Below are 25,407 nucleotides of genomic sequence, written 5' to 3'. Positions count from 1 at the left end.
ACCACCTTGGGGCCATGCGCATCGGACTGATCGGAACGGGACGTATCGGGGCCTTCCACGCGGGCGTGCTCGCCCGCCATCCGGAGGTCGAGTCGCTGATCGTGGCGGACGCCGTGCCCGTCCGGGCCGCCGAGGTCGGGGGCGCCATCGGCGCGCAGGCCGCGCCGACCGTCGACGCGCTCTTCGACCACGCCCTGGACGCCGTCGTCATCGCCTCCGCGACCGCCGCGCACGCCGAGCTGATCGTGCGCGCCGCCGGCGCGGGCCTGCCCGCCTTCTGCGAGAAGCCGATCGCGCTCGACCTGCCCGGCACGCTCGGCGCGCTGCGCGCCGCCGAGGAGGCCGGCACCGAGCTCCAGCTCGGCTTCATGCGCCGCTTCGACGCCGGCTACCGCGCCGCCCGCGAGGCGGTACGGACCGGACGCCTCGGCCGGCTGCACACCGTGCGGGCCGTCACCTCCGACCCGGCCCCGCCCCCCGCCGCGTACCTGCCGCTGTCCGGCGGCCTGTTCCGGGACTGCCTGGTGCACGACTTCGACGCGCTGCGCTGGGTCACCGGCCGCGAGGTCGTCGAGGTGTACGCGACCGGCTCCGACGCCGGGCCTGCGATGTTCCGCGAGGCCGGCGACGTGGACACCGCGGCGGCCGTGCTCACCCTGGACGACGGGACGCTGGCGACGGCGACGGCGACCCGGTGCAACGGCGCCGGGTACGACGTACGGATGGAGCTGGCCGGCGAGCTCGACCAGATCGCGGTCGGCCTGGACGGCCGCACGCCGCTCGCGTCCGTCGAGCCGCACGCCGCCGAGCCCGCCGACAAGCCCTGGCCGGGCTTCCTGGAACGGTTCGCCCCGGCGTACGAGGCCGAACTGGCCGCCTTCGTCCGCCTGGTCCGCGGCGAGGCGGCCAACCCGTGCGACGGCCGCGAGGCGCTGGAGGCCCTGCGGATCGCGGAGGCCTGCGAGCGCTCGCGGCGCGAGCGCCGCCCGGTCAGGCTCGACGAGGTCGGCTGAACGGGTCGCTCACGGCCTCACCACCGGACCGGAAGGCGACGGGTCCCGCGCATCAGCATGCCGGTGATCCAGTCCAACGCCCCTGGCTCGGCATCCAGTTCGAGGCGGGGGAAGCGGTCGAGCACCGTCCGGAGCGCGATGCCCGCCTCCAGCCGGGCCAACGGGGCGCCCAGGCAGTAGTGGACGCCGTGGCCGAAGGCGAGGTGCCCGCGCGGGTCGCGCGTGATGTCGAAGCGGTCCGGGTCGGGGAAGCGCTCGGGGTCGCGGTCGCCGGAGGCGAGCGAGACCAGGACCGGCTCGTACGCGGGGATCACCGTCGCTCCGAGCGTGACGGGCTCCCGGCTGAACCGGTACGTGGCCGTCTCCACCGGGCCCTCCCAGCGAAGCGCCTCCTCGACCGTCCCGTCGAGCAGCCCGGGATCGGCGCGGAGGGCGGCGAGTTGGTCGGGGTGGGTGAGCAGCGCGCGTACCGCGTTGGCTATGAGGTTGACGGTGGTCTCGTGGCCCGCGACCAGCAACAGATAGGCGAGGCCCCGCAGTTCGGGCAGCGAGAGCCGGTCGCCGTCCTCGGTGCGGGCGGCGACCAGCGCGGACAGCAGATCGTCGGCGGGACCGGACGCCCGCTTGTCCTCGACGAGTTCGTCGAGGTACGTGGCGAAGCCCTCGATCGCCTCCGCTTCGGGAGTCGCGCCGCTCGGCGAGACGATCTCGTTCGACCAGCGGCGGAAGGTGTCGTGGTCGGCCGCCGGGACGCCGAGCAGCTCGCAGATGACGGTGATGGGCAGCGGGAAGGCAAGGGCGTCGACGAGGTCGGCGCGCCCGGCCGGGGCCATGGCGTCGACGAGGTCGTCGGTGAGCCGCTGGATGCGGGGGCGCAGCGCCTCGACGCGCCGGCCGGTGAACTCCCCGGCGACCAGGCGGCGCAGACGGGTGTGGTCGGGCGGGTCGAGGACCAGCAGGTTGGGCCCGACGACCTGCTCGTCGAGCATGGTGAGGCCGATCACGGACGGCGACTTGGAGAGCCTCGGGTCGGCGAGCGCGGCCCGGGCCTCCTCGTGGCCGACGACGAGCCAGACCGTGGCCCCGTCGGGCGTGAGCACGCGGTGGACGGGACCGGTCTCGCGCAGTTTCGCGTAGTACGGATAGGGATTCGCGGTGAAGTCCGCGCCGTACTCCCCCAGATCGATGACGGACATCGTCCGAGCTTAGACGTGGTCGTCGCCCTCTGACAGCCCGGCATCGTGCACCAGGAGCGCGATCTGGACGCGGTTGTTGAGGCCCAGTTTGGCCAGAATCCGCGAGACGTGGGTCTTCACGGTCGGCACGCTCATGTACAAGGCGGCGGCGATCTCGGCGTTGGACCCGCCGCGGCCGACCGCGAGGGCCACCTCCCGTTCCCGCTCGGCGAGTTCGGCGAGTCGCCCGGCGGCGACGGTGCGGCGGGCCTGCTCCGGCGACTCCTCGCGGTCGGGCCGGTCGGCGACATGGGTCATCAACTGGCGGGTGACCGCCGGGGAGAGGACCGGGTCGCCGACCGCGACCCGACGCACAGCGGCGACGATCTCGGCGGGCGGGGTGTCCTTGAGGACGAAGCCGGCGGCGCCCGCGCGCAGGGCGCGCAGCACCTGCTCGTCGGCGTGGAAGGTGGTGAGCACGACGACCTCGGGGGCGCCGGGGAGGGCGCGCAGCCGCTCGGTGGCGGTCAGCCCGTCGACGTGCGGCATCCGGATGTCCATGAGGACGACGTCGGGGACGAGGCGGTCGACGAGTTCGGGGACCTCGCGGCCGTCGGTCCCCTCGCCGACGATCTGGATGTCCTCGGCGCCGCCGAGCATGAAGGAGAGGCCCGCGCGGACCAGGGGGTCGTCGTCGACGATCAGCAGCCGGATGGTCATGCGGGCCACGGTAGCCAGGCGTGCAGGGCAAAGCCGCCGTCGGGGGCCGGTCCGTGCGTCATCCGGCCACCGGCGAGCGTGGCCCGTTCGGTGAGCCCGATGAGGCCCTGACCAGATCCGGGGACGGGCGGGACGGGGCCGTCCGGGGCCGGGTTGGCGACGTCGACGGTGAGTCCGTCGCCGCGCCGGCCGCGCACGGTGACGGTGACCTCGGCGCCGGGGGCGTGCTTGCGGGCATTGGTCAGGCCCTCCTGGGCGATGCGGTAGACGGTGCGGCCGGTGGCGACGGGGACGCCGGCCGGCTCGTCCAGGTCGGAGTCGAGGACGACCTTCATGCCGGCCTGCCGGGACTCGTCGATCAGCGCGTCCAGGGTCTCCAGGGTGGGCTGCGGCCGGTTCTCCTCGCCGCCCTCGCCGGGCGCGCGCAGCACGCCGATGATCTCGCGGAGGTCCTGCAGGGCCTCGTGGGCGCTGTCCCGGATGACCCCGGCGGCGCGGGCGACCTGCTCGGGCGGGGCGTCGGGCCGGAACTCCAGGGCGCCGGCGTGCACGCTGAGCAGGGTGAGCCGGTGGGCCAGCACGTCGTGCATCTCGCGGGCGATCGCCTCGCGGGCCAGCCGCTGGGCCTGCTCGGCGCGCAGCTCGGCCTCGGCCTCGGCGCGCCGGGCGCGCTCGCGCAGCGCCTCGACGAGCTTGCGCCGGGAGCGGACGAGCATGCCCCAGGCGGTGACCAGCAGGATCAGCACGAAGCCGATACCGATGGACAACAGGGTCCCCGTCTCGGGATCGGGCCGGATGAAGACCTGCACCACGGAGGCGGCGGCGGCGATCGCCCCGATCCAGGCGACCTCGCGGAACGGCCTGCGCACGGCCAGGCTGAACAGGCTCGCCAGCATGGCTCCGCCGGCGACCGGCGCGACGACGCTGACGAGCGACAGCGCCACGGCGAGCCCGGCCGGCCAGCGCCGGCGCAGCCACAGAGCGCAGACGGCCGCGGCGCCCAGGAGCTGGTCGGCGAGCACCACGGCCTCGCTGTTGTACTTGGCGCTGGTCTCGGAGGCGAGCAGCCCGACGAAGGCGGCGAGCAGGAACATCGTGCTGTCGACGACCCAGTCCCGCACGGTCCGCCGCGGCCGCCCCGCCCCTTCCGCAGGGACGTCGGCCATGGCCGAGGGCAGCAGCCAGGCGAGGCGGTCCGTACGTGTCATACGGTCCAACGTACGCAGGTGAGAGGGGTCCGACCGGTCATCGGGCCCCGCCCGGCTACCAAAGTCGCGCGATCGGCTACTTCGGTCGAGGCACCCGGTCCCTCCGGCCGACGCGACCCCACCGCCGTGCGGATCATGATCGGCCCATGAAGAAACTCCTTGAGATCGTGGGCTTCCTGACCCTGGCGGCAGGCGTGTGCGGCGTCATCCGCGAACTGACCGACGGCTGGTTCCGCTTCATGGGCTTCACCCGCTTCCTGACCGAGAACATCTGGTTCCTGGAGGACCGCGCCCTCTTCGCGAACATCGTCCTCGCGGTCCTCGGCCTGGTCATCATGATCATCTCGGACCGGGTACGGAAGGCCTGACCGCGGCCGGCTACGCGTCGGTGCGTTCCGCCGCGCGGCGGCCCCAGGCCGTTCCGGCGAGGACCAGGACCACGCCGGCCAGGCCCAGGGGGCCGAGGCGGTCGCCGGCCAGAGTGATGCCGGCGGCCGCGGCCCAGAGGGGTTCGGTGCCGAGGAGGAGGCTGACGCGGGAGGGGGAGGTGCGGCGGACGGCCCACATCTGCACGAAGAACGCGATCAGCGTGCAGAAGACCGAGAGAAAGAGCAGTCCGGCCCATTCGCGTGGGCCGAAGCCGACCGCCACCGCCCAGGGCGAGGCGCCGGTGCCGGGGAGGGCGGACAGCAGCGCGAAGACCGCGACGGCGCCGCCGAGCTGGACGGTGGTGAGGGAGAGCGAGTCGGCGCTCTGGACGGCCTTGATCCGGGACATCGCCAGGACGTGGACGGTACGGGCGATCGCCGCGAGCAGCATCAGCAGGTCGCCGAGGGAGGGCGCGGTGAAGCCGCCGCCCTGGGTCAGCAGCACCACACCCGTGACGGAGAGGGCCGCCGCCGCGAGAAAGGCCCGCGGCGGCGGGGTCCTGGTGACGGCCGCCTCGGCGAGCGGGGTGAGGATCATCGTGAGGCTGATGATGAGCCCGGCGTTGGTGGCCGAGGTGTGCACGACCCCGTACGTCTCCAGGAGGAAGATCCCGCTCAGGACGAGGCCGAGCACGCCCGCGCCGCGCCACTGTGCCGGGCTCAGCGCCCGCAGCCGTCGCCATCCCGCCACGACCAGCACGGGCAGCACCACCGCGAAGCGCAGCACCAGGACGGCGACGACGGTGTGCGTGGTGGTGATGCCCTTGGCGGCGAGGTAGCTCGCACCCCAGACAACGGCGACGAGCAGCACCGGAAGGTCGGTGAGCCAGGCCCGGCGCGGCGCGGGCAGGGGTACGGATGCGGCGATCGAGGACACGGTGGGCCGGCTCCAAGTCTCGGTGAGGGGTGGAGACTTCGACGGCTCGCACGCGGAGGATCACCGTACCCGGGAGACATCCGTGGTGGCTACATCATTGACGGCTGGATCCCGCGTGGCCGCGTCACCCGTAGCTGCCGTACTCGGGGCGGCCGGCCAGCTCGTACGTGTGGATGGCGATGCCGGAGGCCGTGGCGCGGAGGCCGGTGAGCCGGAAGGCGGTCGGCCGGGCGCCGTCGGCGAACAGTCGGCGGCCCTCGCCGAGGACGACCGGGAAGACATGCAGATGCATCGTGTCGATCAGGTCGTGCGCCAGCAGGGACTGCGCGAGCCCCGCGCTGCCGTGCATCTGGATCTCGCCGTCGGTGCGCTCCTTCAGCGCGGCGACCTCTTTGATCACGTCGCCGCTGAGGATCGTGGTGCCGGACCAGTCCGCCTCGGTCAGGGTGTTCGAGGCGACGTACTTGGGCAGGGCGTTCAGCTTCGTGGAGACCGGGTCGCCCGGGGTCTCGTGTTGGGGCCAGTACCCGGCGAAGATCTCGTACGTGCGGCGGCCGAGCAGGAACGCCGTGGGGTGCTGGAAGACCGTGTTGACGAAGCTCATGAAGTCCTCGTCGGCGTACGGGACGGTCCAGCCGCCCTGACCGAAGCCGCCGCTGGTGTCCTCGTCCGGGCCGCCGGGGGCCTGGTGGACGCCGTCGAGGGAGAGGAACTGGGTGAGGCTGAGGGTGCCCATCGTGGTTGCCTTTCTCTTCCGGTCCATCGTGTCTCAGAAGGTTCGACTCCACAGTTCGGCGAAAGTCATCGGCCGTCGGCGCCCCCGGCTCCGCGTCCGTTTCCCGCCAGCGCCCCGCCCCCGTTCCGCGTTTCCTTGAACCCGCAACCACTACCGATACTTTTGCGGAGGATCCGGGATGAACGGCAAGAAGGTTCTGGTCACGGGCGGCAGCCGGGGCATGGGCGCGGCCACGGCGCTGCGGATGGCCCGGGAGGGCGCCGACGTCGCGTTCACCTACGTACAGGACAAGGAGGCGGCCCAGGAGGTCGTCCGGGGCGTCGAGGCGGCGGGCCGGCGCGGGCTGGCCCTGCGGGCGGACTCGGCGGACGCCGGCGACGCGGCCGGCGCGGTCGACTGGGCCGCGGACGCCCTCGGCGGCCTGGACGTGCTGGTGAACAACGTCGGCGTCGGGCTGCTCGGCCCGCTGGAGTCGCTGACCCTGGCGGACGTGGACCGGGTGCTCGCGGTGAACGTGCGGGCCGCGTTCCTCGCCTCGCAGGCGGCGGCCGCGCGGATGGAGTCCGGGGGCCGGATCGTCACCGTCGGCACGTGCATGACCCAGCGGGTCCCCGGCCCGGGCGGCACGCTGTACGCGACGAGCAAGGCCGCGCTGATCGGCCTGACGAAGGCGCTGGCGCGGGAGCTCGGCGGCCGCGGCATCACCGCGAGCATCGTGCACCCGGGCCCGATCGACACCGACATGAACCCGGCGGACGGCCCGTACGCGGAAGGGCAGTCGGCCATGACGGCGCTCGGCCGCTTCGGGCGGGCCGAGGAGGTCGCGGCGATGGTGGCGTTCCTGGCCGGCCCGGACGCGGCGTACGTGACGGGCGCCGAGTTCGCGGTCGACGGCGGCCACGCCGCCTGACCGCGGGAGAAAGAGGCGCGAGGACGCACCGGTGCTGTCGGGCCGGTGCGTCCTCGCGTGCCGGGAGGGGTGTCGTTACCCGCCCAGTTCCTGGTGGCGCGCGGTCAGCCGCGCCGTGCCCTCGCCGGTCAGGGAGCCGAAGAGGCGGAGGCGGGAGATGCCGCCGTCGGGGTAGATGTCGATCCGGACCCGGGAGCCGACCGCCGGCGTGTCGAGCACGAAGCGGTGGTTGGTGTCGGGCTGGAGGCGGGTCCGGGGCAGGATCTCGGTCCAGTCCTCGGAGCCCTCGGCGGCCACGGACAGGGCGGCCCAGCCGGCGCTGTTGCCCTTGAGGTACGCCGTGTCGATCTCGACCGCGCGGATCTCGGACTCGGCCGCCAGGGAGTAGCGGATCCAGTCGTTGCCCTTGTCGCGGCGGCGGCGGGTCTCCCAGCCGTCGTCCATCTTGCGGGACCGGCCCGGCTGGATGGTGTTGGTGGCCGGGGAGTAGAAGCGGTCCGAGGCGTCCTCGACCTGGCCGCCGTTCTCCAGCGCCGCGAGGTCGAAGGTGCCGAGCACGGCCAGCCACTTCGGGTCCGGGGCGACCTCGCCGTGCACGCGCAGCCGCGCGATGCCGCCGTCGGGGTGCTGGTTGACCCGCAGGTGGGTGAAGCGCTGCTCGACGTCGACGGCGAAGCCGTTCGCCGCGTGGCCGCCGATGGCGGTGCGCGGGACGAGGGTCGTCCACTTCACGTCGTCGGCGAGGAGCTCCTCGGGCGACGGGGAGCCGGCCACCGAGGCGGCCTCGACCGAGACGGCCTGCGGGTAGTTGCCGCGGAAGTGGGCGGTGTCGACGACGATGCCGCGGATCACGCCGGGCGCGCCCAGGCGTACGAGCGCCCAGTCGTGGTCGTCCTCGGTCGGGTGCGGCTGCGCGGCGGAGACGCCGCGGCGACGGCGGGTCTCCCAGCCGTCCATGATCTTGCCCTTGTGGCCGAAGTGCTCGGGGTCGAACTCGGCGGCCTCGGGCTTGAGCATGTTCTCGCGCTCGGCGAAGAACTCGTCGTTCGCGGCGATCACACCGGCGCCGAGGCGGCGGTCGGCGAGGTCGGCGTACTGGGTGAAGGGGAAGTCCCCGGTGCGGTAGTCCGCGTACGGGTCGCCGCCGCCGTAGGGGCTGGCGTCACCGGTGAAGGAGGGTATGCCGGTCACGGGTCAGTGGTTCCTTTCGAGGAGGCGGCCGGAGGGCTCGGCGAGGGAGCCGCGGTCGTTGATGCGCTCACCGCGCAGCCAGGTGGAGGTGACCACGCCGTGCAGGGTCTTGCCCGCGTAGGCGGTGACCCGGTTGCGGTGCTGGAGGTCGGCCGGGTCGACGGTGAAGGTCTCGTCGGGCGCGAGCACCGCGAAGTCGGCGTCGCGGCCGGCCTCGATGGCGCCCTTGCGGGTGAGCCCCGCGAGCCGGGCCGGGGCCTCGGACATCCAGCGGGCGACGTCCTCCAGGCCGTGGCCGCGGCGGCGGGCCTCGGTCCAGATGGCCGGCAGGCCGAGCTGGAGGGAGGAGATGCCGCCCCAGGCGGAGGCGAAGTCCGGGGTCTTCAGGTCGGCGGTGGACGGCGAGTGGTCGGAGACGATGCAGTCGATCGTGCCGTCCGCCAGGCCCTCCCACAGCGCGTCCTGGTTCGAGGCCTCGCGGATGGGCGGGCAGCACTTGAACTCGGTGGCGCCGTCCGGGATCTCCTCGGCCGTGAGGGTGAGGAAGTGCGGGCACGACTCGACGGTGATCTTGATGCCCTCGGCCTTGGCGGCGGCGATCAGAGGCAGCGCGTCGGAGGAGGACAGGTGCAGGACGTGGACGCGGGCGCCCAGCCGGCGGGCCTGGTTGATCAGGTTCTCGATCGCGGTGTTCTCGGCGTCCCGGGGGCGGGAGGCGAGGAAGTCCGCGTACCGGATGCCGCTCTTCTGCGGGGCGGCCGCCAGGTGGTGCGGGTCCTCGGCGTGCACGATCATCAGGCCGTCGAAGCCGGCGATCTCGGCGAGCGAGGAGGCCAGCTGGTCCTGGTCGAGCTGCGGGAACTCGTCCACGCCGGACGGCGACAGGAAGCACTTGAAGCCGTAGACCCCGGCGTCGTGCAGGGGGCGCAGGTCCTTGACGTTGTCGGGCAGCGCGCCGCCCCAGAAGCCGACGTCGATGTGCGCCTTGGTGCGGGCGACGTCCTGCTTGATCCGCAGGTGGTCGACCGTGGTGGTCGGCGGCAGCGAGTTGAGCGGCATGTCGAGCAGGGTGGTGATGCCGCCGGCGGCGGCCGCGCGGGTGGCGGTCCAGAAGCCCTCCCACTCGGTGCGGCCGGGGTCGTTCACATGGACGTGGGTGTCCACGAGACCGGGGAGCACGACGTCGTCGCCGAGGTCCTCCAGTCGCGCGCCGGCCGGTACCTCGGCGTCGTACGGCAGTACCGCCGCGATCGTCCCGCCGGAGACGGCGATCGAAGCCGCGCGGGTGCCCTCGGGGGTGATGACGCGCGTCGAGCGCAGGACCAGGTTGACGTCCACCCGTACCCCTTCTCTTCCAGCTGCTTTCCACGAAGCAGAAATTCAACGAACTGTTGAAGGAGTCTTCACTCAGGACGTGACGGCGTCAAGAGCACACTTCTAAGCATGACCCCAGCGTGACCTGGGCTTGGAGGTTTCCATGAAGTGGAAGAAGGATTTCGTACAGTAGAACGTAACCGGGACCGTGGCCGTGTCTGAGAAGGGACGGCCCGGTAGGCTGCTGCCTTGCCCGCCTGCCCCGAAAGGACCGTTGACGTGCCGACGTCCAGCGCCAGCACCACCGACGCCGCCAAACCCGCAGCGAGCGGTGGCGTCCAGTCCCTTGAGCGTGCCTTCGACCTTCTGGAGCGCATGGCCGACGCGGGGGGCGAGGTCGGGCTGAGCGAACTCTCCGCGAGCAGCGGACTGCCGCTGCCCACCATCCACCGGCTGATGCGCACCCTGGTCGCCTGCGGCTATGTGCGCCAGCAGCCGAACCGCCGGTACGCGCTCGGCCCACGGCTGATCCGGCTCGGCGAGTCCGCCTCCCGGCTGCTCGGCACCTGGGCCCGCCCCTACCTGGCCCGGCTCGTCGAGGAGACCGGCGAGACGGCGAACATGGCGCTGCTCGACGGCGACGAGATCGTGTACGTCGCGCAGGTGCCGTCCAAGCACTCGATGCGCATGTTCACCGAGGTCGGCCGCCGGGTGCTGCCGCACTCCACCGGCGTGGGCAAGGCGCTGCTCGCGCACACCCCGGCGGAGGAGGTCCGCGCGCTGCTCGCCCGTACGGGGATGCCGGCCGCGACCGAGAAGACGATCACCACGCCGGAGGGCTTCCTCGACGCCCTCGAGGCCTGCCGCGAGAGCGGGTACGCGGTGGACGACAACGAGCAGGAGATAGGAGTCCGCTGCCTCGCGGTGTCGGTGCCCAACTCCCCCACCGCGGCGGCCATCTCCATCTCCGGCCCGGCGGGCCGGGTGACCGAGGCGGCGACCGAGAAGATCGTCCCGATCCTCCAGCAGGTCGCCGAGGAGCTCTCCACGGCCCTGGCGAACACCGCGGGCAACAACGGCGCGTAATCAGGCGAGCACGCGGACGGCGCCGACCGGGTCTCCCGGACGGCGCCGTCCGCGTATCACGGGGCACGTCCGCGTATCAGGTGCCACGTCCGCGTACCAGGGGCCACGTACGCGTATCAGGGGCCACGTACGCGCGTCACGGACCACGTCCGCATTCCACGGGCCTCACTGCATGTCGGCCGGGCGTTCCTTGCCCTCGAAGGGGAAGCGACGGCGGAAGTCGTCGGCCGCGTCCTCCAGCGTGCAGAAGCTCACGCCCTCGTGCCCGGACACGTACTCGATGAAGCGCTCCAGCATCAGCAGCACCTGCGGGCGGCCGCTGACGTCGGGGTGCAGGGTGACGGGGACGACGGCATAGTCCAACTCCCGGTGCACCCAGTCGAACTGGTCGCGCCAGTCCACCTCCAGCTGGCGCGGGCTCACGTAGCCGTGGCTGTTGTGGGAGTGCTTGTTGAACATCATGGGCGGCAGGTCGTCGACGTACCAGTTCCCGCAGAACTCCACGAGGTCCACCTCGTGGCCGTGCACCAGGGGCTTCATCCAGTCGGCGGCGTCCGCCGTGTAGTCGATCTTCGTCCAGCTGTCGCCGACGCGGGCGTAGAAGGGCGTGAAGTCGCGATAGTTCTGGCTGTGGTCGTAGGAGAAGCCGTACTTGTGCAGCAGCGCGGCGGTGTGCGGGGACATCTCCCACCAGGGCGCGACGTAGCCGCGCGGCTTGCGGCCCGTGTACTCCTCGATCAGCTCGACCGAGCGGGCGAGGACGTCCTCCTCCTGCTGCGGGGTCATCGCGATCGGGTTCTCGTGCGAGTAGCCGTGCGCGCCTATCTCGTGTCCGGCCTCGACGACCATCCGGGTCTGCTCGGGGAAGGTCTCGATGGAGTGGCCGGGGATGAACCAGCTGGTGCGCAGCCCGTACCGCTCGAAGAGCTTCAGCAGCCGCGGGGTGCCGACCTCGCCGGCGAAGACGCCGCGCTGGATGTCGTTCGGGGAGTCCTCGCCGCCGTAGCTGCCGAGCCAGCCGGCGACCGCGTCGACGTCCACGCCGAGGCAGATCCTGATGTCCTTGGTCATGCCGAGTGCGCCTTTCCGTAGGTGTCGAGGAGGTGGTGGACCCGGTCCACGGCCGCGGCCAGGGCGGCGGTGTCGCGCTCGGTCCAGTCGCGTTCGCGCAGGCTGTGCACGGAGATCCAGCCGGTCATGTCGTCGCCGCGGACGACCGGCGCGAGCATCTGGGCGTGCACGCCGTAGACGTCGACGAGGGCCTGCGGCGGATGCGGGGCGGCCCGGAAGTGCGGCTGGACGAGCGGGGCGCGGTACTGCTCCAGCCACTCCACGGTGTTCAGCCGGCGCTGGTCGAGCGAGGCGTCGCGGCGGATCGACCGGACGCCCGAGCCGAGCGCCTCGGCAGCGGTGAGGTCGACGTGCAGGCCGTGCCCCGGGACGTCGAGGCGGAGCGTGGTGCGGTCGGCGCCGGTCGCGTCGCGCAGGGCGCTCAGCACGTCCTGGCAGCGGCCGCGCAGGCTGCCGGAGCGCAGCAGCTCGCCGTGTCCGGTGAGGACGGGCGCGGCGCCGGCGAGGTCGAGGGCGCGCCACAGGGTGGCGGCGACGCTGTCGAAGACCGGGATGCCGAGGGTGGGTTCGAGCGCGGCGGCGGCCTCGGCCCCGTACACGTTGGTGCACACGACGGCCACCGCGTGGGCGTCCGGCGCGGCCTGTTCGATCTGCCGGGCGACGTCGGCCCGCGGGATACGGGCGAAGGCCTCGTTGTCGCTGATGCCGGAGGGCTCGGCGAGCGTGCAGTCCAGGCCCTCCTTGGCGTACGTCGTCACGATCCGCTCGGCGACGTCCCGGGTGTAGGGGACGGCGAGGCCGAGCCGGGTCACCCCGTACGCGGCGCAGGCGTCGAGCAGCGCGAGCGTGGAGGTGGTGGCGGGGAGGCCGGTGGCCTCGGTGAGCGCGGCGCACAGGGCGCGGTCGCGGTCGGCCCCGAGCCAGGAGCCGGAGGTGCCGTTCCACACGATGACGTCGACCTGCGCGTCCGCGAGCTGCCGGGCGGCGGCCAGCATCGGGGCCGGGTCGAACTGGGCGTCGGAGCCGTCGTCCAACGCGATCCGGGTGACCGGCACCCGCGCGAAGTGCGCGGTGGCGAGGTCGCTGCCGTGCAGCAGCCGGTAGGTGACCGGCTCCAGACAGGTGTTGGAGGACGGGGTGAGCATCCCGATGCGGACGGCGTTCTTGTCGCTGCTGCTCATCGGACGGCCAGCCTCTTGCTGTAGTCGAGTACCAGGGAGGAGACGGTGAACAGGACGCCCGCGCCCACGAAGTAGAGCAGCGCCCAGGTGTACGAGCCGGTGCCGCCGACGATGTAGCCGACCGCGATCGGGGTGACGATCCCGGCGATGTTGCCGGAGAGGTTCATCGCGCCGCCGACGACGCCGGCGTTGGCGCGGCCGCCGAGGATGGAGGGCAGTGCCCAGAACAGGCCCGCCCAGCGCAGGAAGAACATCACGACGGAGAGCAGCACGACCGCGGTGACCGCGTCGGGGACGAGAACCACGCCGAGCAGTCCGGAGACCACGGCCGCTCCGGCGACGCCCATCATCGTGCGCATGACCTTGTTGGCGCCCGCGCCGGCCGCCTTCCAGCGGTCGGAGAGCCAGCCGCCGAGCAGCTCGCCGACGAAGCCCGCGCCGAAGATGACGAGGGTGGACCAGCCGATGGTCTTGATGTCGAAGCCCTTGGTCTCCGACAGATACAGCGGGCCCCAGGTGAGCAGTCCGTAGAAGACGCCGTTGAAGCCCATCCAGCCCAGGCACATGGCCCAGAAGGAGCGGTACTTCAGGTAGGGCCGCAGTCCGCTGCGCTCGTTGACCGGCCCGGCGGCATCCTCCTCGGCGTGCGCGGCCTCGATGTAGGAGGCCTCGGCGTCGTTGACGCCGGGGTGCTCGCGCGGGGTGTTGCGGATGTACCAGCCGGCCCACAGGCCGATGGCGACGGTGAGCAGGCCCGCGACGACGAAGCTGATGCGCCAGCTGCCGGTCCAGGCGATGAGCGCCGAGATGATGATGCCGCCGAGGGCCGCGCCCAGCGGCGCACCGCCGTCGAGCAGCACCGCGCCCCGGCCGCGCTCCTTGGCGGGCAGCCACTGGGCGTTGAGCTTGCCGCCGGCGGGCATGACCGGGGCCTCGACGGCGCCGAGCAGCAGCCGGTAGCCGAGCAGCGAGCCGGCGCCGGTGGCGGCGGCGGTGACGCTCTGGGCGACGCCCCAGCCGACGCAGGCGCCGGAGACCATGCGGCGGGCGCCGAAGCGGTCGGCGAGCCAGCCGCTGGGGATCTGCATCAGGGCGTACGTCCAGAAGAACGCGCTCAGCACGAAGCCGGTGGTCTCCTTGGAGAGCCCGAGGTCCTCGGTGATGAGCGGGAGCGCGACCGAGACCGAGCCCCGGTCGATGTAGTTGAGTGCGACGACTCCCAGCAGGAGGACGAACATCTTCCAGCGCACCCGGGTGGGACGTTCCCCGGTGTCCGGCGTGAGTCGTCGAGAAGCGGTCTTGCCGACCGCCGGCGTACTACTCATGGCAAGCAGCCCTCGATTCGCAGAGAAGGCAGAGAAGGAGGAGGCCATTCCGCGCGGTTTGGTATACCAAAGAATGAGGGCACTACCCGGGGTCGTCAAGCGTTTGGTATACCGTGATGACTTCGATATACGGAGGACACGTGACAGCGACCAACGCGGGGGCCGGGCCGGCGAGTACGGCCGGGGGTTCGATGTGGCTGCGCGACCAGGTCTGCGAGGGCCTGCGCGACCGCATCATCACGGGGCGGCTCAAGCCCGGGGACCGGCTGGTCGAGCGCGACCTGGCCGAGGAGTTCGGGGTCTCCCGGGTGCCGGTGCGCGAGGCCATCCGCATCCTGCTCGGCGAGGGCTTCCTCCAGGCGCTCTCGCCGCGCCGCATCGTCGTCAAGGAACTGTCCCGGCAGGACGTGGAGAACCTCTTCGACCTGCGCGAGGCACTGGAGGTGCTCGCCGCGCGGCGAGCCGCCGAGCGTGCGACGCCCGAGCGGCTCGGCGTGCTCCGGCACCTCCTGGACGAGGCGGATCTGGCCACGCGGTCGGGCCGGCCCGAGCGCATCTCGCGCGCCAACGCCGCCTTCCACCACCACATCGTGGAGCTCTCCGGCAACGAGCTGCTCGCCTCCACGCTGGAGTCCCTGGAGGGCCGGCTGCGCTGGCTCTTCCAGCAGATCGACGACCCCGGCCCGCTGTGGGACGAGCACAAGGAGCTGTACGAGGCGATCGCCGCGGCCGACGCGGAGGCCGCGGCCGACTGCTCCCTGCGCCACATCCGGCACTACCGGGATGTGGCGCTGCGGCTGCTGTTCGCCTGAGTCCGTCCGCTGACGGGGAGCTCAGACCGTCGCCCGCTCCGAGAGCCGGCCGTCCTGGACGACGACCGTGCGGTCCGTCCGGTCCAGGTGCGTGCGGTCGTGCGTGACCAGGACCGTCGCCGTGCCCCGCTCCCGCGTCAGCGTCGCGAGCAGGCCGACGACCGCCGCCCCGCGCTCGTGGTCCAGCGCGCTGGTGGGCTCGTCCACCAGCAGCACCGCGGGCTCGTTCATCAGGGCCCGCGCGATGTTGATCCGCTGCCGCTGGCCGCCGGAGAGCTGGTGCGGCCGGCGGCCCGCCTGGTCGGCGAGGCCGACCGCGTCGAGCAGGGCCAGGGCCCGCTGGCGTACCGCCTTCGGCTTCGCGCCCGACAGATGGGCCATCACCTGCAGCTGCTCCACCGCGGTCAGCGAGCCGAGCAGGTTCGGCTGCTGGAAGACGATGCCGATCCGCTCGCGCCGCAGCGCCGCCCGGCCGGCGGGGTCCAGCGGCCCGGTGTCCGTGCCGGCCACCACGACCCGGCCGTGGTCCGGGGTCACCAGGGTCGCGGCCACGGCCAGCAGGCTGGACTTGCCGGAGCCGGAGGGGCCGACGACCGCGGTGAGGACGCCTGCGGGCACGTCCAGGGAGACGGAGTCGAGGGCGGTGAGCCGTCCGTCGCCGTCGGGGTAGGTGAGGGTGACGTCGTCCAGCAGAAGACTCATCGGGCGCTCCCGAGCGCGGTCAGGGGATCGACGGCGGTGATCCGCCGGATGGACAGGGCGGCGCCGAGGACGCCGAGGACGATCATCACGGCGGCCGGGGCGAGCACGGTGAGCGGTTCGAGGACGAAGGGCACGTTCCCGCCGCTGATCAGCGCGCCGAAGCCGACGGCGAACGCGGTCCCCAGCAGAGTGCCGGCCGCAAGCATCAGCACGGCCTGCCCGAGCGCGTCCTTCAGCAGGTACGGGGTGGACGCGCCGAGCGCCTTCAGGACGGCCACGTCGCCGCTGCGCTGGATCGTCCACACGGTGAAGAAGGCCCCTATGACCAGCGCGGAGATGACGAAGAGGAAGCCGCGCATCAGCTGCAGCGAGCCGTTCTCGGCCTGGTAGGACCCTATGGCGGTGAGCGCCTCGTCGAGGGTCCGCGCCGCGGTGCCCGCGGCCTCGTCGCCCGCCGCGAGGTCCGCGCCCGCGGTGGTGCGCAGCGCCACGACCGTGGCCTGCGCCTCGGCGGAGGTCCCGCTCCGCCCGAGCTTCTGCCAGTCGTCGAGGGAGGTCCACACGACGGGGGTGTGGCTGTACGAGGCGTCCCCGGAGATCGCCGCCACCCGGGCCTCCAGGGGGCCGAGGCGTACGGCGTCGCCCACCACGGCCTTGAGCTCCTCGGCGGCCGACTCGGAGAGCACCACCCGGCCGGGGGCGAGCAGCGCGCTCTCGGGCGCGAGGCCGGCCTTCGGCTCCGAGCCGAAGGCAGAGACGGCGGCGGTGCGCTCGCCGGCGGCCGCGTTCTGCGTGCGGATGCCGAGCGGGGCCGCGGCCGTCACCCCGGGCCGCTCGGCCCACTGCCGCCACTGCTTCTCCGTCACCGTCGAGTTGGTGAAGGAGACCGACTGGCCCGAGGGCGGCGCGGCGAAGGCCAGCCGGTCCGCGGGCAGCCCGGTGATCGCGGAGATGTTCTCCCGCGCGAGCCCGGCGGTCAGCCCGGACAACAGCCCGACGAGCAGCGTGATCAGCACGATCACCGTGCCCATCAGCGTGAATCGCCCCTTGGCGAATCTCAGATCTCTCCATGCCACGAACATGGTCACCAGCCTGCTGCGCACGGCCGCTCGCGGGCATCGCGCCACGGATGGCTCCGCAATCAAACTTTCGGTTGAGTCCGGATTGTCGGTTCCGGTCAGTCCGGATTCTCGGCCCCCGCCTAGGCTGGTCGCATCATGGATCCCCGTTCGCTCACCCCTGCCCTGCGCGCGCTCCGCGTCTGTCTGCATCTGCTCATGGCCGGTCTGCTGGCGCTGGCCGCGGTGCGGTCGGACAGCGGTGCGGGCATCGCAGCGGCGGCGGTCACGGGCGCGGTCTACGCGGCCGGGGCCGTCCTGCCGTCCGTGCGGGAGTCGCGGCGGGCGGCGGCGCTGTGGCTGGGGGCGCTGTGCGCGTCCTGGCTGGTGCTGCTGTGGCTGACGCCGGAGGGGCTGTGGGTCGCGTTCCCGCTGTACTTCCTCCTGTTGCATCTGCTCCCCGCGCGCTGGTCGCTGCCGGCCGTGGCGCTGACGGCGGGCGCGGCGATCGGCTCGTACGTCCGGCACGGCTCGGCGCTCAACCCGGGGGTCTTCATCGGGCCGCTGCTCGGCGCGGCGGTGGCCGTGGCGACCGTGCTCGGCTACCAGGCGCTGTACCGGGAGAGCGAGCGGCGCCGGCGGCTGATCGAGGAGCTGATCGCGACCCGGGCGGAGCTGGCGGCCGCCGAGCGGCACGCGGGCACGCTGGCGGAGCGGGAGCGGCTGGCCCGGGAGATCCACGACACGCTGGCGCAGGGCCTGTCCTCGATCCAGCTGCTGCTGCGCGCGGCGGAACGGGTGCTGCCGGAGGGTTCGCCGGCCGCCGGGCACATCGAGCAGGCGCGGCGGGCCGCCCAGGACAACCTGGCCGAAGCGCGCCGGTTCGTACGGGAGCTGTCGCCGCCGGACCTGGAGCGCGGCTCCTTGGCGGGCGCGCTGGAGCGGCTGTGCGAGCCCGGGCAGGTCGGGCCTGCCGGGCCGCGGGTGCGGTTCTCGGTGAGCGGGACGCCGGCGGAGCTGCCGACGCCGTACGAGGTGGCGCTGCTGCGGATCGCGCAGTCGGCGCTGGCGAACACGGTGCGGCACGCGGGGGCGTCGCGGGCCGAGATCACGCTCTCCTTCATGGACGCGTCGGTGACGCTGGACGTGGTGGACGACGGCAAGGGCTTCGACGTCGCGTCGGTGGCGTCCGTCCGGCCGTCGTCGGACGGCGGCTTCGGGCTGCCGGCGATGCGCGCGCGAGCCGAGTCGCTGGGCGGCACGTTCACCGTCGAGTCGGCCCCCGGCCAGGGCACGGCGATCGCCGTGTCGCTCCCCCTGCCCACCCGGACCGCTGGAGTGCCGTCATGACGATCCGCCTGCTGCTTGCCGACGACCACCCGGTGGTACGGGCCGGGCTGCGCGCGGTCCTGGACACCGAGCCGGACTTCGCGGTGGTCGCGGAGGCCGCCACGGCGGAGCGGGCCGTGGAACTCGCCGCGGCCGGGGGCGTGGACGTGGTCCTGATGGACCTCCAGTTCGGCCCCGGCATGCACGGCTCGGAGGCCACCGCGGCGATCACCGCGGCCCCCGGCGGGCCGCGGGTCCTGGTTCTCACCACGTACGACACGGACGCGGACATCCTGGCCGCGGTGGAGGCCGGGGCGTCAGGCTATCTGCTGAAGGACGCCCCGCCCGAGGAGCTGGCGGCGGCCGTCCGCACGGCGGCCGCGGGCCAGTCGGCGCTGGCCCCGGCGGTGGCGCACCGGCTGATGGACCGGATGCGCACGCCGGCGGAAGCGCTGACGAAGCGGGAGCTGGAGGTGCTGCAGCTGGTCGGCGAGGGTCTGTCGAACCTGCAGATCAGCAAGGCGCTGTTCCTGAGCCAGGCGACGGTCAAGTCCCACCTGGTGCACATCTTCGCCAAGCTGGGCGTGGACTCGCGCACGGCGGCGGTGGCGACGGCGACGGCCCGGCGGCTGATCCGGAGGTAGGCCGGCGGGCCGGGGGCCCGGTCGGGGGCCCGGTCACCCGTGGGTCACACCCGCGGGGGCTCGCCGAAGAGTTCGACCGCGCGGCGGACCGCGGTCAGGCCGGCCGCGAGGGCGCTCACCGAGCCGACCGATCCGGCCACCAGCAGCAGCGAGCGGCGGAGCCGCCGTACCTCCGGCACTCCGCCGACGGCCATGGCGTCCATCGCGGCGAGCTCGTCCTCGGCGATCCCCCGGTCCACGAACTCGACGGGATGACCCGCCAGTTCGCGGCGCAGCCGGGAGACGGCCGCGCGCAGCTCCATCACCCTCGGGTCCTCGCCGTCGCCGGTCACACGCCTCTGCCCCATGCTCCGCAACAAAAGTTCTCCCCCTCGCACATCGTCGTGCCTGTGCTGTTCGCACCGAACGGACCCTGCGAACGGTGGTCAGGCGCCGGGGGCCGCGGCCAGTTAACGCCATCGCGCGGCGTGCGCGCCACTCCGGGGACGGAATTCGGCGGGCGATTTCCGGGGATTCATGCGGTATGCAGGTGCCATGAACGCCACCACGCGCCACCCCGCCTCCCCGGTCGCCGGCCTGCTGCTCGCGGCCGGCGGCGGCCGGCGCCTGGGCGGCCGACCGAAGGCCCTGCTCACGCACCGCGGCCGCCCCCTCGTCGAGCACGCGGTGCGCACGCTCCGGGAGGGCGGCTGCGAGGTGATCCACGTCGTGCTGGGCGCGTCCGCCGCCCTCGTACGGGAGCGGGCGTCACTGCCCGGCTGCGTGCTGGTCGACAACCCGGCGTGGGAGGAGGGCATGGGCTCCTCGCTCCGCGTGGGCCTGGCGTCCCTCGCGGGCACGGACGCGGACGCGGCGCTGGTGAGCCTGGTGGACCAGCCGGGCATCGGGGCGGAGGCGGTGACCCGGGTCCGGTCGGCGTACCGATCCCGTACGAGCCTGGCGGCCGCCTCGTACGACGGGAGGCGCGGCCATCCGGTGCTGTTCGGCGCGGACCGCTGGCCGGCGATCGCGGCGGGCGCGGTCGGCGACCAGGGGGCCCGGGACTACCTGCGGGCGCATCGGGATGCGATCAGCCTCGTGGACTGCTCGGATGTGGCCGAGCCCTACGACATCGACACGGAGGCGGATCTGACGCACCTTGAGTGAGGAAGGTGGCACCGAGCGCCACGTTCTGTCGATCCGGAGAATCTCGACATCAACAAACCATTGAACTTCCACCATGAGGAAACTAGTATCCACTGTTCAGAAGCGCCGAAGAGCTCAGACGGCGCTCGCGGCCGTATCTCGGCGCCCGCGGCACTCCGTGCCGCCCAGTGACGCCCGGCGGCCGCAAGGCACCGCCCGTGAAGTCCGCTGAAGGAAGTGACAGTTCATGTCCGCACCAGCGCCGTCCCCCCTGGTCGTCGTCGATGCCGCCCCCCTTGCCCGACAGGAGGAGGTGCTGACCGACGCGGCCCTCGCCTTCGTGGCGGAGCTGCACCGGCGGTTCACACCGCGCAGGGACGAGCTCCTCGCCCGCCGGGCGGAGCGCCGCGCCGAGATCGCCCGTACCTCGACGCTCGGTTTCCTGCCGGAGACCGCCGCGATCCGCGCCGACGACTCCTGGAAGGTCGCGCCCGCCCCGGCGGCGCTCAATGACCGCCGAGTCGAGATCACCGGTCCGACCGACCGCAAGATGACCATCAACGCGCTGAACTCGGGCGCGAAGGTGTGGCTCGCCGACTTCGAGGACGCCTCGGCCCCGACCTGGGAGAACGTCGTCCACGGCCAGGTCAACCTGATCGACGCGTACACCCGGAACATCGACTTCACGGACCCGCGGTCGGGCAAGACGTACGCCCTGAAGCCGGCCGAGGAGCTCGCCACCGTCGTGATGCGGCCGCGCGGCTGGCACCTGGACGAGCGTCACCTCGCCTTCGAGGGCCGCCCGGTCCCCGGCGCGCTGGTCGACTTCGGCCTGTACTTCTTCCACAACGCCAAGCGGCTCATCGAGCTCGGCAAGGGCCCGTACTTCTACCTCCCGAAGACGGAGTCGCACCTGGAGGCCCGCCTCTGGAACGACATCTTCGTCTTCGCCCAGGACTACGTCGGCATCCCGCAGGGCACCGTCCGCGCGACCGTGCTGATCGAGACGATCACGGCCGCGTACGAGATGGAGGAGATCCTCTACGAGCTGCGCGAGCACGCCGCCGGGCTGAACGCGGGCCGCTGGGACTACCTCTTCTCCATCGTCAAGAACTTCCGTGACGGCGGTGCGAAGTTCGTCCTGCCGGACCGCAACCTGGTCACGATGACGGCCCCGTTCATGCGCGCGTACACCGAACTCCTCGTCCGCACCTGCCACAAGCGCGGCGCGCACGCGATCGGCGGCATGGCGGCCTTCATCCCGTCCCGCAAGGACGCCGAGGTCAACAAGGTCGCCTTCGAGAAGGTCAAGGCCGACAAGGACCGCGAGGCCGGCGACGGCTTCGACGGCTCCTGGGTCGCCCACCCCGACCTCGTCCCGATCGCGATGGCCTCGTTCGACGCGGTCCTCGGCGACCGGCCGAACCAGAAGGACCGGCTGCGCGAGGACGTCCACATCGAGGGCCCAGAGCTCATCGACATCGCCTCGCTGGACGCCAGGCCGACGTACGAGGGCCTGCGCAACGCGGTCCAGGTCGGCACCCGCTACATCGAGGCGTGGCTCCGCGGCCTCGGCGCGGTCGCCATCTTCAACCTGATGGAGGACGCGGCCACCGCCGAGATCTCGCGCTCGCAGATCTGGCAGTGGATCAACGCGGGCGTCGAGTTCGAGCACGACGGCGAGACGGTGAAGGCCACCCCGGAGCTGGCCCGCGAGGTCGCCGCCGAGGAGCTCGCCGCGATCCGCGCCGAGATCGGCGAGGAGGCCTTCGCGGCCGGCAAGTGGCAGCAGGCCCACGACCTGCTCCTGCACGTCTCCCTCGACGCCGACTACGCGGACTTCCTGACCCTCCCCGCGTACGACCAGCTGGTCGGCTGACCCGCACAGCAGCCGAGCAGCGCCCCGAGCAGTACCCCGCAGGACAAGCTCCGCCCCCTGGTGTCGCACAGCACCAGGGGGCGGAGCTTTTGCATATGCCAAGCGCTGCCTCGTAAACCGACTTTCCGGCCGTTTGTAAGCCGACTTTCCGGTCGCCTCCGTGACGAAAGAGAAACCTGACGCTACCTAGCGGTAACAAGCCACGCCATGCCAGATTCCGCATGCCACCGGCCGGCGGCTGTCCCCCACGTCACTGCGCACCGCAGGAGCAGCCATGCCTCTTCCCTCCCCACGGGGTCCCCGTCGCGCCGTCCGCGGCCTGCTGGCCCTGTCCCTCGCCGCGGGCGGGCTGTTCACGGCCGGGTCCTCCCCCGCCACGGCGAGCCCGGGCTCAGGCCCCACGGCCGTCGTGGCGATGGGCGACAGCTACATCTCCGGCGAGGCCGGCCGCTGGCAGGGCAACAGCCTGACCACCAGCGGCAGCCGCAACGGGACCGACCGGGCGTGGACCGGATCCGTATACGACCCGAGCCGGGTGTACGGCACATCGGCGGCCAACGGCTGCCACCGCTCGGACTCCTCGGAGGTGCGCAGCGCGGGCCCGATCGCCTCGACGCTGATCAACCTGGCCTGCTCGGGCGCCACGACGCGCAACGTCTTCCGGGCCTCGAACGGCGGCCAGTCCTACAAGGGCGAGACCCCGCAGGCCGACCAGCTCGCCACGGTCGCCGCCGCGTACGACGTCAAGACGATCGTGCTGTCGGTGGGCGGCAACGACCTGGGCTTCGCGGACATCATCCGCAGCTGCGCGACCGACTACATCGTCTGGTACTCGTACTGCCACGACGACCAGCAGGCCGCGGTGGATTCGAAGATCGACACGGTGATGACGAACGTCGGCAAGTCGGTCGACGAGATCCGCGCGGTGATGTCCGCGGCCGGGTACGCCGCCGCCGACTACCGCGTGGTGCTCCAGTCGTACCCGTCGCCGATCCCGCGCGCCGCGGAGAACCGGTACGTGGAGAGCGGCTGGAGCCGCACGAACACCGGCGGCTGCCCGTTCTGGAACCTGGACTCCGACTGGGCCCGCGACTCCCTGGTCCCGCAGGTCTCCGATCGCCTGAGAGCCGTCGCGACGGCCAAGGGCGCGCAGTTCATGGACCTGCGCGACATGCTCCAGGGCCGCGAGGTCTGCGCGAAAGCCAGCAAGCAGGTCACTTCCACGGTCCCGGCCTCCGCGTCGACCAGCGAGTGGGCCCGCTGGATCGACCAGAACGAGACCCAGGGCCCGATCCAGGAGAACGTCCACCCCAACTACTACGGCCAACTGGCGCTGGGCCGCTGCCTGTCGCTGATCCACGCCCGGCCGACGGGGGACTTCAGCTGCCGGAACACGGCGGGGGCGGGGGCGACGGGGATGTATCTGACGGCGCTGTCGTGATCGCGCTGGGGTGAGGGTCAGCGGGTGACCACCGTCCGCTGGGCCGAGAATGCGCCCCAGGTGCCGTCCGGGAGCTTTGCTCGGAGCTTGACGCTGTAGCGGGTGCCGGGTGGGTCCGGGACCGTGAAGGTGTAGGCGGCTCGGCCCGGGGGTGGGGCGGCGCCCCAGACGATGGTGGTGGCGAGGCTGCCGTTCAGATGGAGTTGGTGCTCGGTGACCTGGGCCCCGTCGGTCTTCGGCGGGGTCCAGGTCAGTGTGATCTCGCCCTTCTTCGCGGTCGCGGCCAGGTCGGTGGGGGCGGTGGCCGTCGGGCTGGTGTCGCCGGGGGCGGCGGGGGTGGTGAGGTCGAGGGGGGCGCTGTCGGGAGACGCGTTCTCGGCGGCGTCGCGGGCGCGGACCGTGAAGGAGTAGATCGTGCCGGGGCGCAGCGTGGCGATGCGGGCCGTGGTCGCGGTGCCCGGAACGGTGTGGATGCGGGTGTCCGCCTGATAGACGTCGTAGGCGGTGACGGCCGTGTCGTCGGCGGCGGCGCGCCAGGTGAGGGTGACGGTGCGGGGGCTGGTCGCCTCGCCGCGCAGGGACGCGGGACGGGTGGGGGCGGTGCGGTCCTGAGCGGTGGCGGCGAGGGTGGTGACCGGGACGCTCGCGCTGTTCGGCGAGCGGTTGCCGGCGGCGTCGCGGGCCAGGACGGTGAAGTCGTACGAGGTGCGTGGGGTGAGTCCCTCGATGTCGGTCATCAGTGTCGTCGCGGGCACGTCCTTGACCTTGCGGCCGTGCTGATGGACCTCGTACCCGGCGATGCCTCGGTCGTCGGCGGCCGCGCTCCACATCACGTGGACGGTGGTGGCGCTGCCGGACTGGGCGGTGACGCCGCGGGGGGCGGTGGGGGCGCGGGTGTCGGTGTCGGCGGACTTGACGCAGGCCGCGAGCGACAAGACGGCGGCGAGGGTCAACACGGCTGCGGCGAGCGGGCGTTGCACCTGAAGGCCTCCGTCCGTCGATTTGGTCCAGACCTATATCGCACACCCGTGGGTCGCCCGGCAAGGGGGCGTTGTCAGTGGCGTGCGCTTCACTGAATTAGTCACTCTCTGTGATCGAGGGATGGGGGATTCATGACGGACCGTACGACGTACACGACCCTGACCGGGCTGCGCGGGCGCGGCTGGACGGACGCGATGGTGCGCAGCCTGCTGGGTGAGCCGGACGTACAGGGGCGCAGCCCGCGGATGTGGGCGCTCGCGCCGGTGCGGCTGTATCTGGTGGCGCGGGTGAAGGCGGTGGAGCGCACCGAGGAGTTCGCGCTGTGCGCCCGGGCCCCCGGCGGCAGCCGGTCGGCCGCGGCGGTCGCCTGGGCGCGGGCCCGACGCCAGGCCGTCCTCGCGGCCGTCGGCGCGGAACCGATCGCCGTACCGCGCCTGTCGGGACCGGACCTGGAGCGCCGAGCGGTCCGGCACCGGCGACTGCTCGGGGCACGGGAGCCGGGCGACGAGGTCACGGCGGAGAAGCTGGTGCGCTGGCAGGTGAACTACCTCCGGCACGCCCTGGTCCGGTACGAGGCCCTGCTCGACGACCTGTTCGGCGACATCGGCCGGGCGGAGGCGGAACGGCTCCTCGACCGACGGCTGTACGCGGCGATCGCGGCCGCCTACCCGGCGCTGGCGTCAGAGTGCGGGCGGCGGATCGCGGCGTACGAGGAGGTGGCGGGAAGGGCGGGGTGAGCTGGGACGTCGCCGGCCAGCAGCTTTGTGACGCTGCGGCAGGCCGCCGGGATCGGGGCGATGATCGGGGCGCGGAAGCGTGAGCGGAGGGACTCGGCCGCGTCGCCCAGCGGGCCGCCGCCTATGACCACGCGCGCGGCGCCGTCCTCGTGGAGGCTGCGGCGGACCGCTTCGGCCAGGCGGTCGCGGAGCAGCTCCGGGTGGTCGGTGAGCTCCTGCGGGTCGCCCTCGGTGAGGCGGATGCCGGTGTAGCGGTCGGCGAGGCCCAGTTCGGCGACGCGGGCGGCGATCGCGTCGGCGAGGGCGGGCGTGGTCGTCGCCACGCCGAAGCGCGCGCCGTCGGCCGCGGCCTCGGCCAGGGACGCCTCGGCCAGGCCCACGACCGGGACGCCGGGCGGGAGTTCGGGGCGGGCGCGGAGTGCGGCGAGGCCGGGGTCGCCGAAGGCGGCGACGATCAGGGCGGC

At 72.8% G+C, this 25,407-nt stretch carries 26 protein-coding genes; 11 read left to right on the top strand and 15 right to left on the bottom strand.

Annotated features, from left to right (window positions below; all coding sequences use genetic code 11):
* Positions 1-14 precede the first annotated feature (14 nt).
* The gene (locus tag VIU94_RS27040) at positions 15-1,013 is read left to right on the top strand and encodes a Gfo/Idh/MocA family protein (RefSeq protein ID WP_331915014.1); all 999 of its coding nucleotides are present in this window, start codon (positions 15-17) and stop codon (positions 1,011-1,013) included.
* A gap of 17 nt (positions 1,014-1,030) precedes the next feature.
* Here the strand turns inward: VIU94_RS27040 and VIU94_RS27035 are convergent, their stop codons facing one another.
* The 3 genes from VIU94_RS27035 to VIU94_RS27025 are packed head-to-tail and all read right to left on the bottom strand — an operon-like array spanning position 1,031 to position 4,116.
* Positions 1,031-2,209 (bottom strand): cytochrome P450 family protein, encoded by a 1,179-nt coding sequence (locus VIU94_RS27035; RefSeq protein WP_331915012.1) that lies wholly within the window; start codon positions 2,207-2,209, stop codon positions 1,031-1,033.
* Between the two features lie 9 nt (positions 2,210-2,218).
* Positions 2,219-2,908 carry a response regulator gene (locus VIU94_RS27030; RefSeq protein WP_331915010.1) on the bottom strand — a complete coding sequence of 230 codons (690 nt, stop codon included), beginning with the start codon at positions 2,906-2,908 and terminating at the stop codon, positions 2,219-2,221.
* On the bottom strand, positions 2,905-4,116 hold the full coding sequence (locus VIU94_RS27025) for a sensor histidine kinase (protein WP_331915008.1): 1,212 nt from the start codon (positions 4,114-4,116) through the stop codon (positions 2,905-2,907). The genes VIU94_RS27030 and VIU94_RS27025 overlap by 4 nt, the downstream gene beginning before the upstream one ends.
* 146 nt (positions 4,117-4,262) lie before the next feature.
* Here VIU94_RS27025 and VIU94_RS27020 point away from each other — a divergent pair, with 146 nt between their 5' ends.
* Entirely contained in the window at positions 4,263-4,484 is a 222-nt protein-coding gene (locus VIU94_RS27020) for a hypothetical protein (protein ID WP_331915006.1), read from the top strand.
* Positions 4,485-4,494: 10 nt separating this feature from the next.
* Here VIU94_RS27020 and VIU94_RS27015 read toward each other — a convergent pair whose 3' ends face one another.
* Both VIU94_RS27015 and VIU94_RS27010 read right to left on the bottom strand, forming a co-directional pair.
* Positions 4,495-5,421, bottom strand: a complete 927-nt coding sequence (locus tag VIU94_RS27015; protein ID WP_331915004.1) for a DMT family transporter — start codon at positions 5,419-5,421, stop codon at positions 4,495-4,497.
* A gap of 124 nt (positions 5,422-5,545) precedes the next feature.
* On the bottom strand, positions 5,546-6,157 hold the full coding sequence (locus VIU94_RS27010; RefSeq protein WP_331915002.1) for a dihydrofolate reductase family protein: 612 nt from the start codon (positions 6,155-6,157) through the stop codon (positions 5,546-5,548).
* Between the two features lie 178 nt (positions 6,158-6,335).
* Between VIU94_RS27010 and VIU94_RS27005 the strand changes: the two genes are divergently transcribed.
* Positions 6,336-7,067: an SDR family NAD(P)-dependent oxidoreductase gene (locus VIU94_RS27005; RefSeq protein WP_331915000.1), complete on the top strand. Its 732-nt coding sequence runs from the start codon at positions 6,336-6,338 to the stop codon at positions 7,065-7,067.
* Between the two features lie 75 nt (positions 7,068-7,142).
* Here the strand turns inward: VIU94_RS27005 and alc are convergent, their stop codons facing one another.
* Positions 7,143-8,258, bottom strand: coding sequence for an allantoicase (gene alc, locus VIU94_RS27000; RefSeq protein WP_331914998.1), 1,116 nt, complete (start codon positions 8,256-8,258; stop codon positions 7,143-7,145).
* Positions 8,259-8,261: 3 nt separating this feature from the next.
* Positions 8,262-9,596: an allantoinase AllB gene (gene allB, locus VIU94_RS26995; RefSeq protein ID WP_331914996.1), complete on the bottom strand. Its 1,335-nt coding sequence runs from the start codon at positions 9,594-9,596 to the stop codon at positions 8,262-8,264.
* A 255-nt stretch (positions 9,597-9,851) separates the two neighbouring features.
* Here allB and VIU94_RS26990 point away from each other — a divergent pair, with 255 nt between their 5' ends.
* Positions 9,852-10,658: an IclR family transcriptional regulator gene (locus VIU94_RS26990; RefSeq protein WP_331914994.1), complete on the top strand. Its 807-nt coding sequence runs from the start codon at positions 9,852-9,854 to the stop codon at positions 10,656-10,658.
* Positions 10,659-10,823: 165 nt separating this feature from the next.
* On the opposite strand, the gene VIU94_RS26985 is transcribed toward VIU94_RS26990, so the two are convergent.
* The 3 genes from VIU94_RS26985 to VIU94_RS26975 are packed head-to-tail and all read right to left on the bottom strand — an operon-like array spanning position 10,824 to position 14,235.
* On the bottom strand, positions 10,824-11,729 hold the full coding sequence (locus VIU94_RS26985) for a polysaccharide deacetylase family protein (protein WP_331914992.1): 906 nt from the start codon (positions 11,727-11,729) through the stop codon (positions 10,824-10,826).
* The gene (locus tag VIU94_RS26980; RefSeq protein WP_331914990.1) at positions 11,726-12,910 is read right to left on the bottom strand and encodes an aspartate racemase/maleate isomerase family protein; all 1,185 of its coding nucleotides are present in this window, start codon (positions 12,908-12,910) and stop codon (positions 11,726-11,728) included. The genes VIU94_RS26985 and VIU94_RS26980 overlap by 4 nt, the downstream gene beginning before the upstream one ends.
* A complete protein-coding gene (locus VIU94_RS26975) occupies positions 12,907-14,235 on the bottom strand; it encodes an MFS transporter (protein ID WP_331914988.1) in 1,329 nt (442 codons plus the stop codon). The genes VIU94_RS26980 and VIU94_RS26975 overlap by 4 nt, the downstream gene beginning before the upstream one ends.
* 140 nt (positions 14,236-14,375) lie before the next feature.
* Between VIU94_RS26975 and VIU94_RS26970 the strand changes: the two genes are divergently transcribed.
* On the top strand, positions 14,376-15,047 hold the full coding sequence (locus tag VIU94_RS26970; RefSeq protein ID WP_331914986.1) for a GntR family transcriptional regulator: 672 nt from the start codon (positions 14,376-14,378) through the stop codon (positions 15,045-15,047).
* A 21-nt stretch (positions 15,048-15,068) separates the two neighbouring features.
* Here the strand turns inward: VIU94_RS26970 and VIU94_RS26965 are convergent, their stop codons facing one another.
* A complete protein-coding gene (locus VIU94_RS26965; RefSeq protein WP_331914984.1) occupies positions 15,069-15,749 on the bottom strand; it encodes an ABC transporter ATP-binding protein in 681 nt (226 codons plus the stop codon).
* Complete coding sequence (locus tag VIU94_RS26960; protein WP_331914982.1) at positions 15,746-16,831, bottom strand: ABC transporter permease; 1,086 nt, start codon at positions 16,829-16,831, stop codon at positions 15,746-15,748. The genes VIU94_RS26965 and VIU94_RS26960 overlap by 4 nt, the downstream gene beginning before the upstream one ends.
* 135 nt (positions 16,832-16,966) lie before the next feature.
* Here VIU94_RS26960 and VIU94_RS26955 point away from each other — a divergent pair, with 135 nt between their 5' ends.
* Entirely contained in the window at positions 16,967-18,157 is a 1,191-nt protein-coding gene (locus VIU94_RS26955) for a sensor histidine kinase (protein ID WP_331914980.1), read from the top strand.
* Positions 18,154-18,780 carry a response regulator gene (locus tag VIU94_RS26950; protein ID WP_331914978.1) on the top strand — a complete coding sequence of 209 codons (627 nt, stop codon included), beginning with the start codon at positions 18,154-18,156 and terminating at the stop codon, positions 18,778-18,780. Before VIU94_RS26955 ends, VIU94_RS26950 begins: the two co-directional genes overlap by 4 nt.
* A gap of 44 nt (positions 18,781-18,824) precedes the next feature.
* Here VIU94_RS26950 and VIU94_RS26945 read toward each other — a convergent pair whose 3' ends face one another.
* Complete coding sequence (locus tag VIU94_RS26945; protein WP_331914976.1) at positions 18,825-19,139, bottom strand: DUF5955 family protein; 315 nt, start codon at positions 19,137-19,139, stop codon at positions 18,825-18,827.
* 175 nt (positions 19,140-19,314) lie between these two features.
* Here VIU94_RS26945 and VIU94_RS26940 point away from each other — a divergent pair, with 175 nt between their 5' ends.
* From VIU94_RS26940 to VIU94_RS26930, 3 genes are all read left to right on the top strand, one after another.
* Complete coding sequence (locus VIU94_RS26940) at positions 19,315-19,926, top strand: nucleotidyltransferase family protein (protein WP_331914974.1); 612 nt, start codon at positions 19,315-19,317, stop codon at positions 19,924-19,926.
* Positions 19,927-20,152: 226 nt separating this feature from the next.
* Positions 20,153-21,784 (top strand): malate synthase A, encoded by a 1,632-nt coding sequence (gene aceB, locus VIU94_RS26935; RefSeq protein ID WP_331914972.1) that lies wholly within the window; start codon positions 20,153-20,155, stop codon positions 21,782-21,784.
* Between the two features lie 274 nt (positions 21,785-22,058).
* Positions 22,059-23,225, top strand: coding sequence for a GDSL-type esterase/lipase family protein (locus VIU94_RS26930; protein WP_331914970.1), 1,167 nt, complete (start codon positions 22,059-22,061; stop codon positions 23,223-23,225).
* Positions 23,226-23,242: 17 nt separating this feature from the next.
* On the opposite strand, the gene VIU94_RS26925 is transcribed toward VIU94_RS26930, so the two are convergent.
* Positions 23,243-24,205, bottom strand: coding sequence for a fibronectin type III domain-containing protein (locus VIU94_RS26925; protein ID WP_331914968.1), 963 nt, complete (start codon positions 24,203-24,205; stop codon positions 23,243-23,245).
* Between the two features lie 132 nt (positions 24,206-24,337).
* Between VIU94_RS26925 and VIU94_RS26920 the strand changes: the two genes are divergently transcribed.
* Positions 24,338-24,943 carry a hypothetical protein gene (locus VIU94_RS26920; RefSeq protein WP_331914966.1) on the top strand — a complete coding sequence of 202 codons (606 nt, stop codon included), beginning with the start codon at positions 24,338-24,340 and terminating at the stop codon, positions 24,941-24,943.
* Here the strand turns inward: VIU94_RS26920 and VIU94_RS26915 are convergent.
* Positions 24,871-25,407, bottom strand: a 537-nt coding sequence (locus VIU94_RS26915) for an aspartate/glutamate racemase family protein (RefSeq protein ID WP_331914964.1), incomplete at its 5' end; no start/stop codon positions are given. The genes VIU94_RS26920 and VIU94_RS26915 overlap by 73 nt on opposite strands.

This window comes from Streptomyces sp., from assembly GCF_036566765.1.
Lineage (GTDB): Bacteria > Actinomycetota > Actinomycetes > Streptomycetales > Streptomycetaceae > Streptomyces.
The sequence above is the reverse complement of the archived record's forward strand: the minus strand, read 5'-3'. Positions and strand labels throughout refer to the sequence as shown.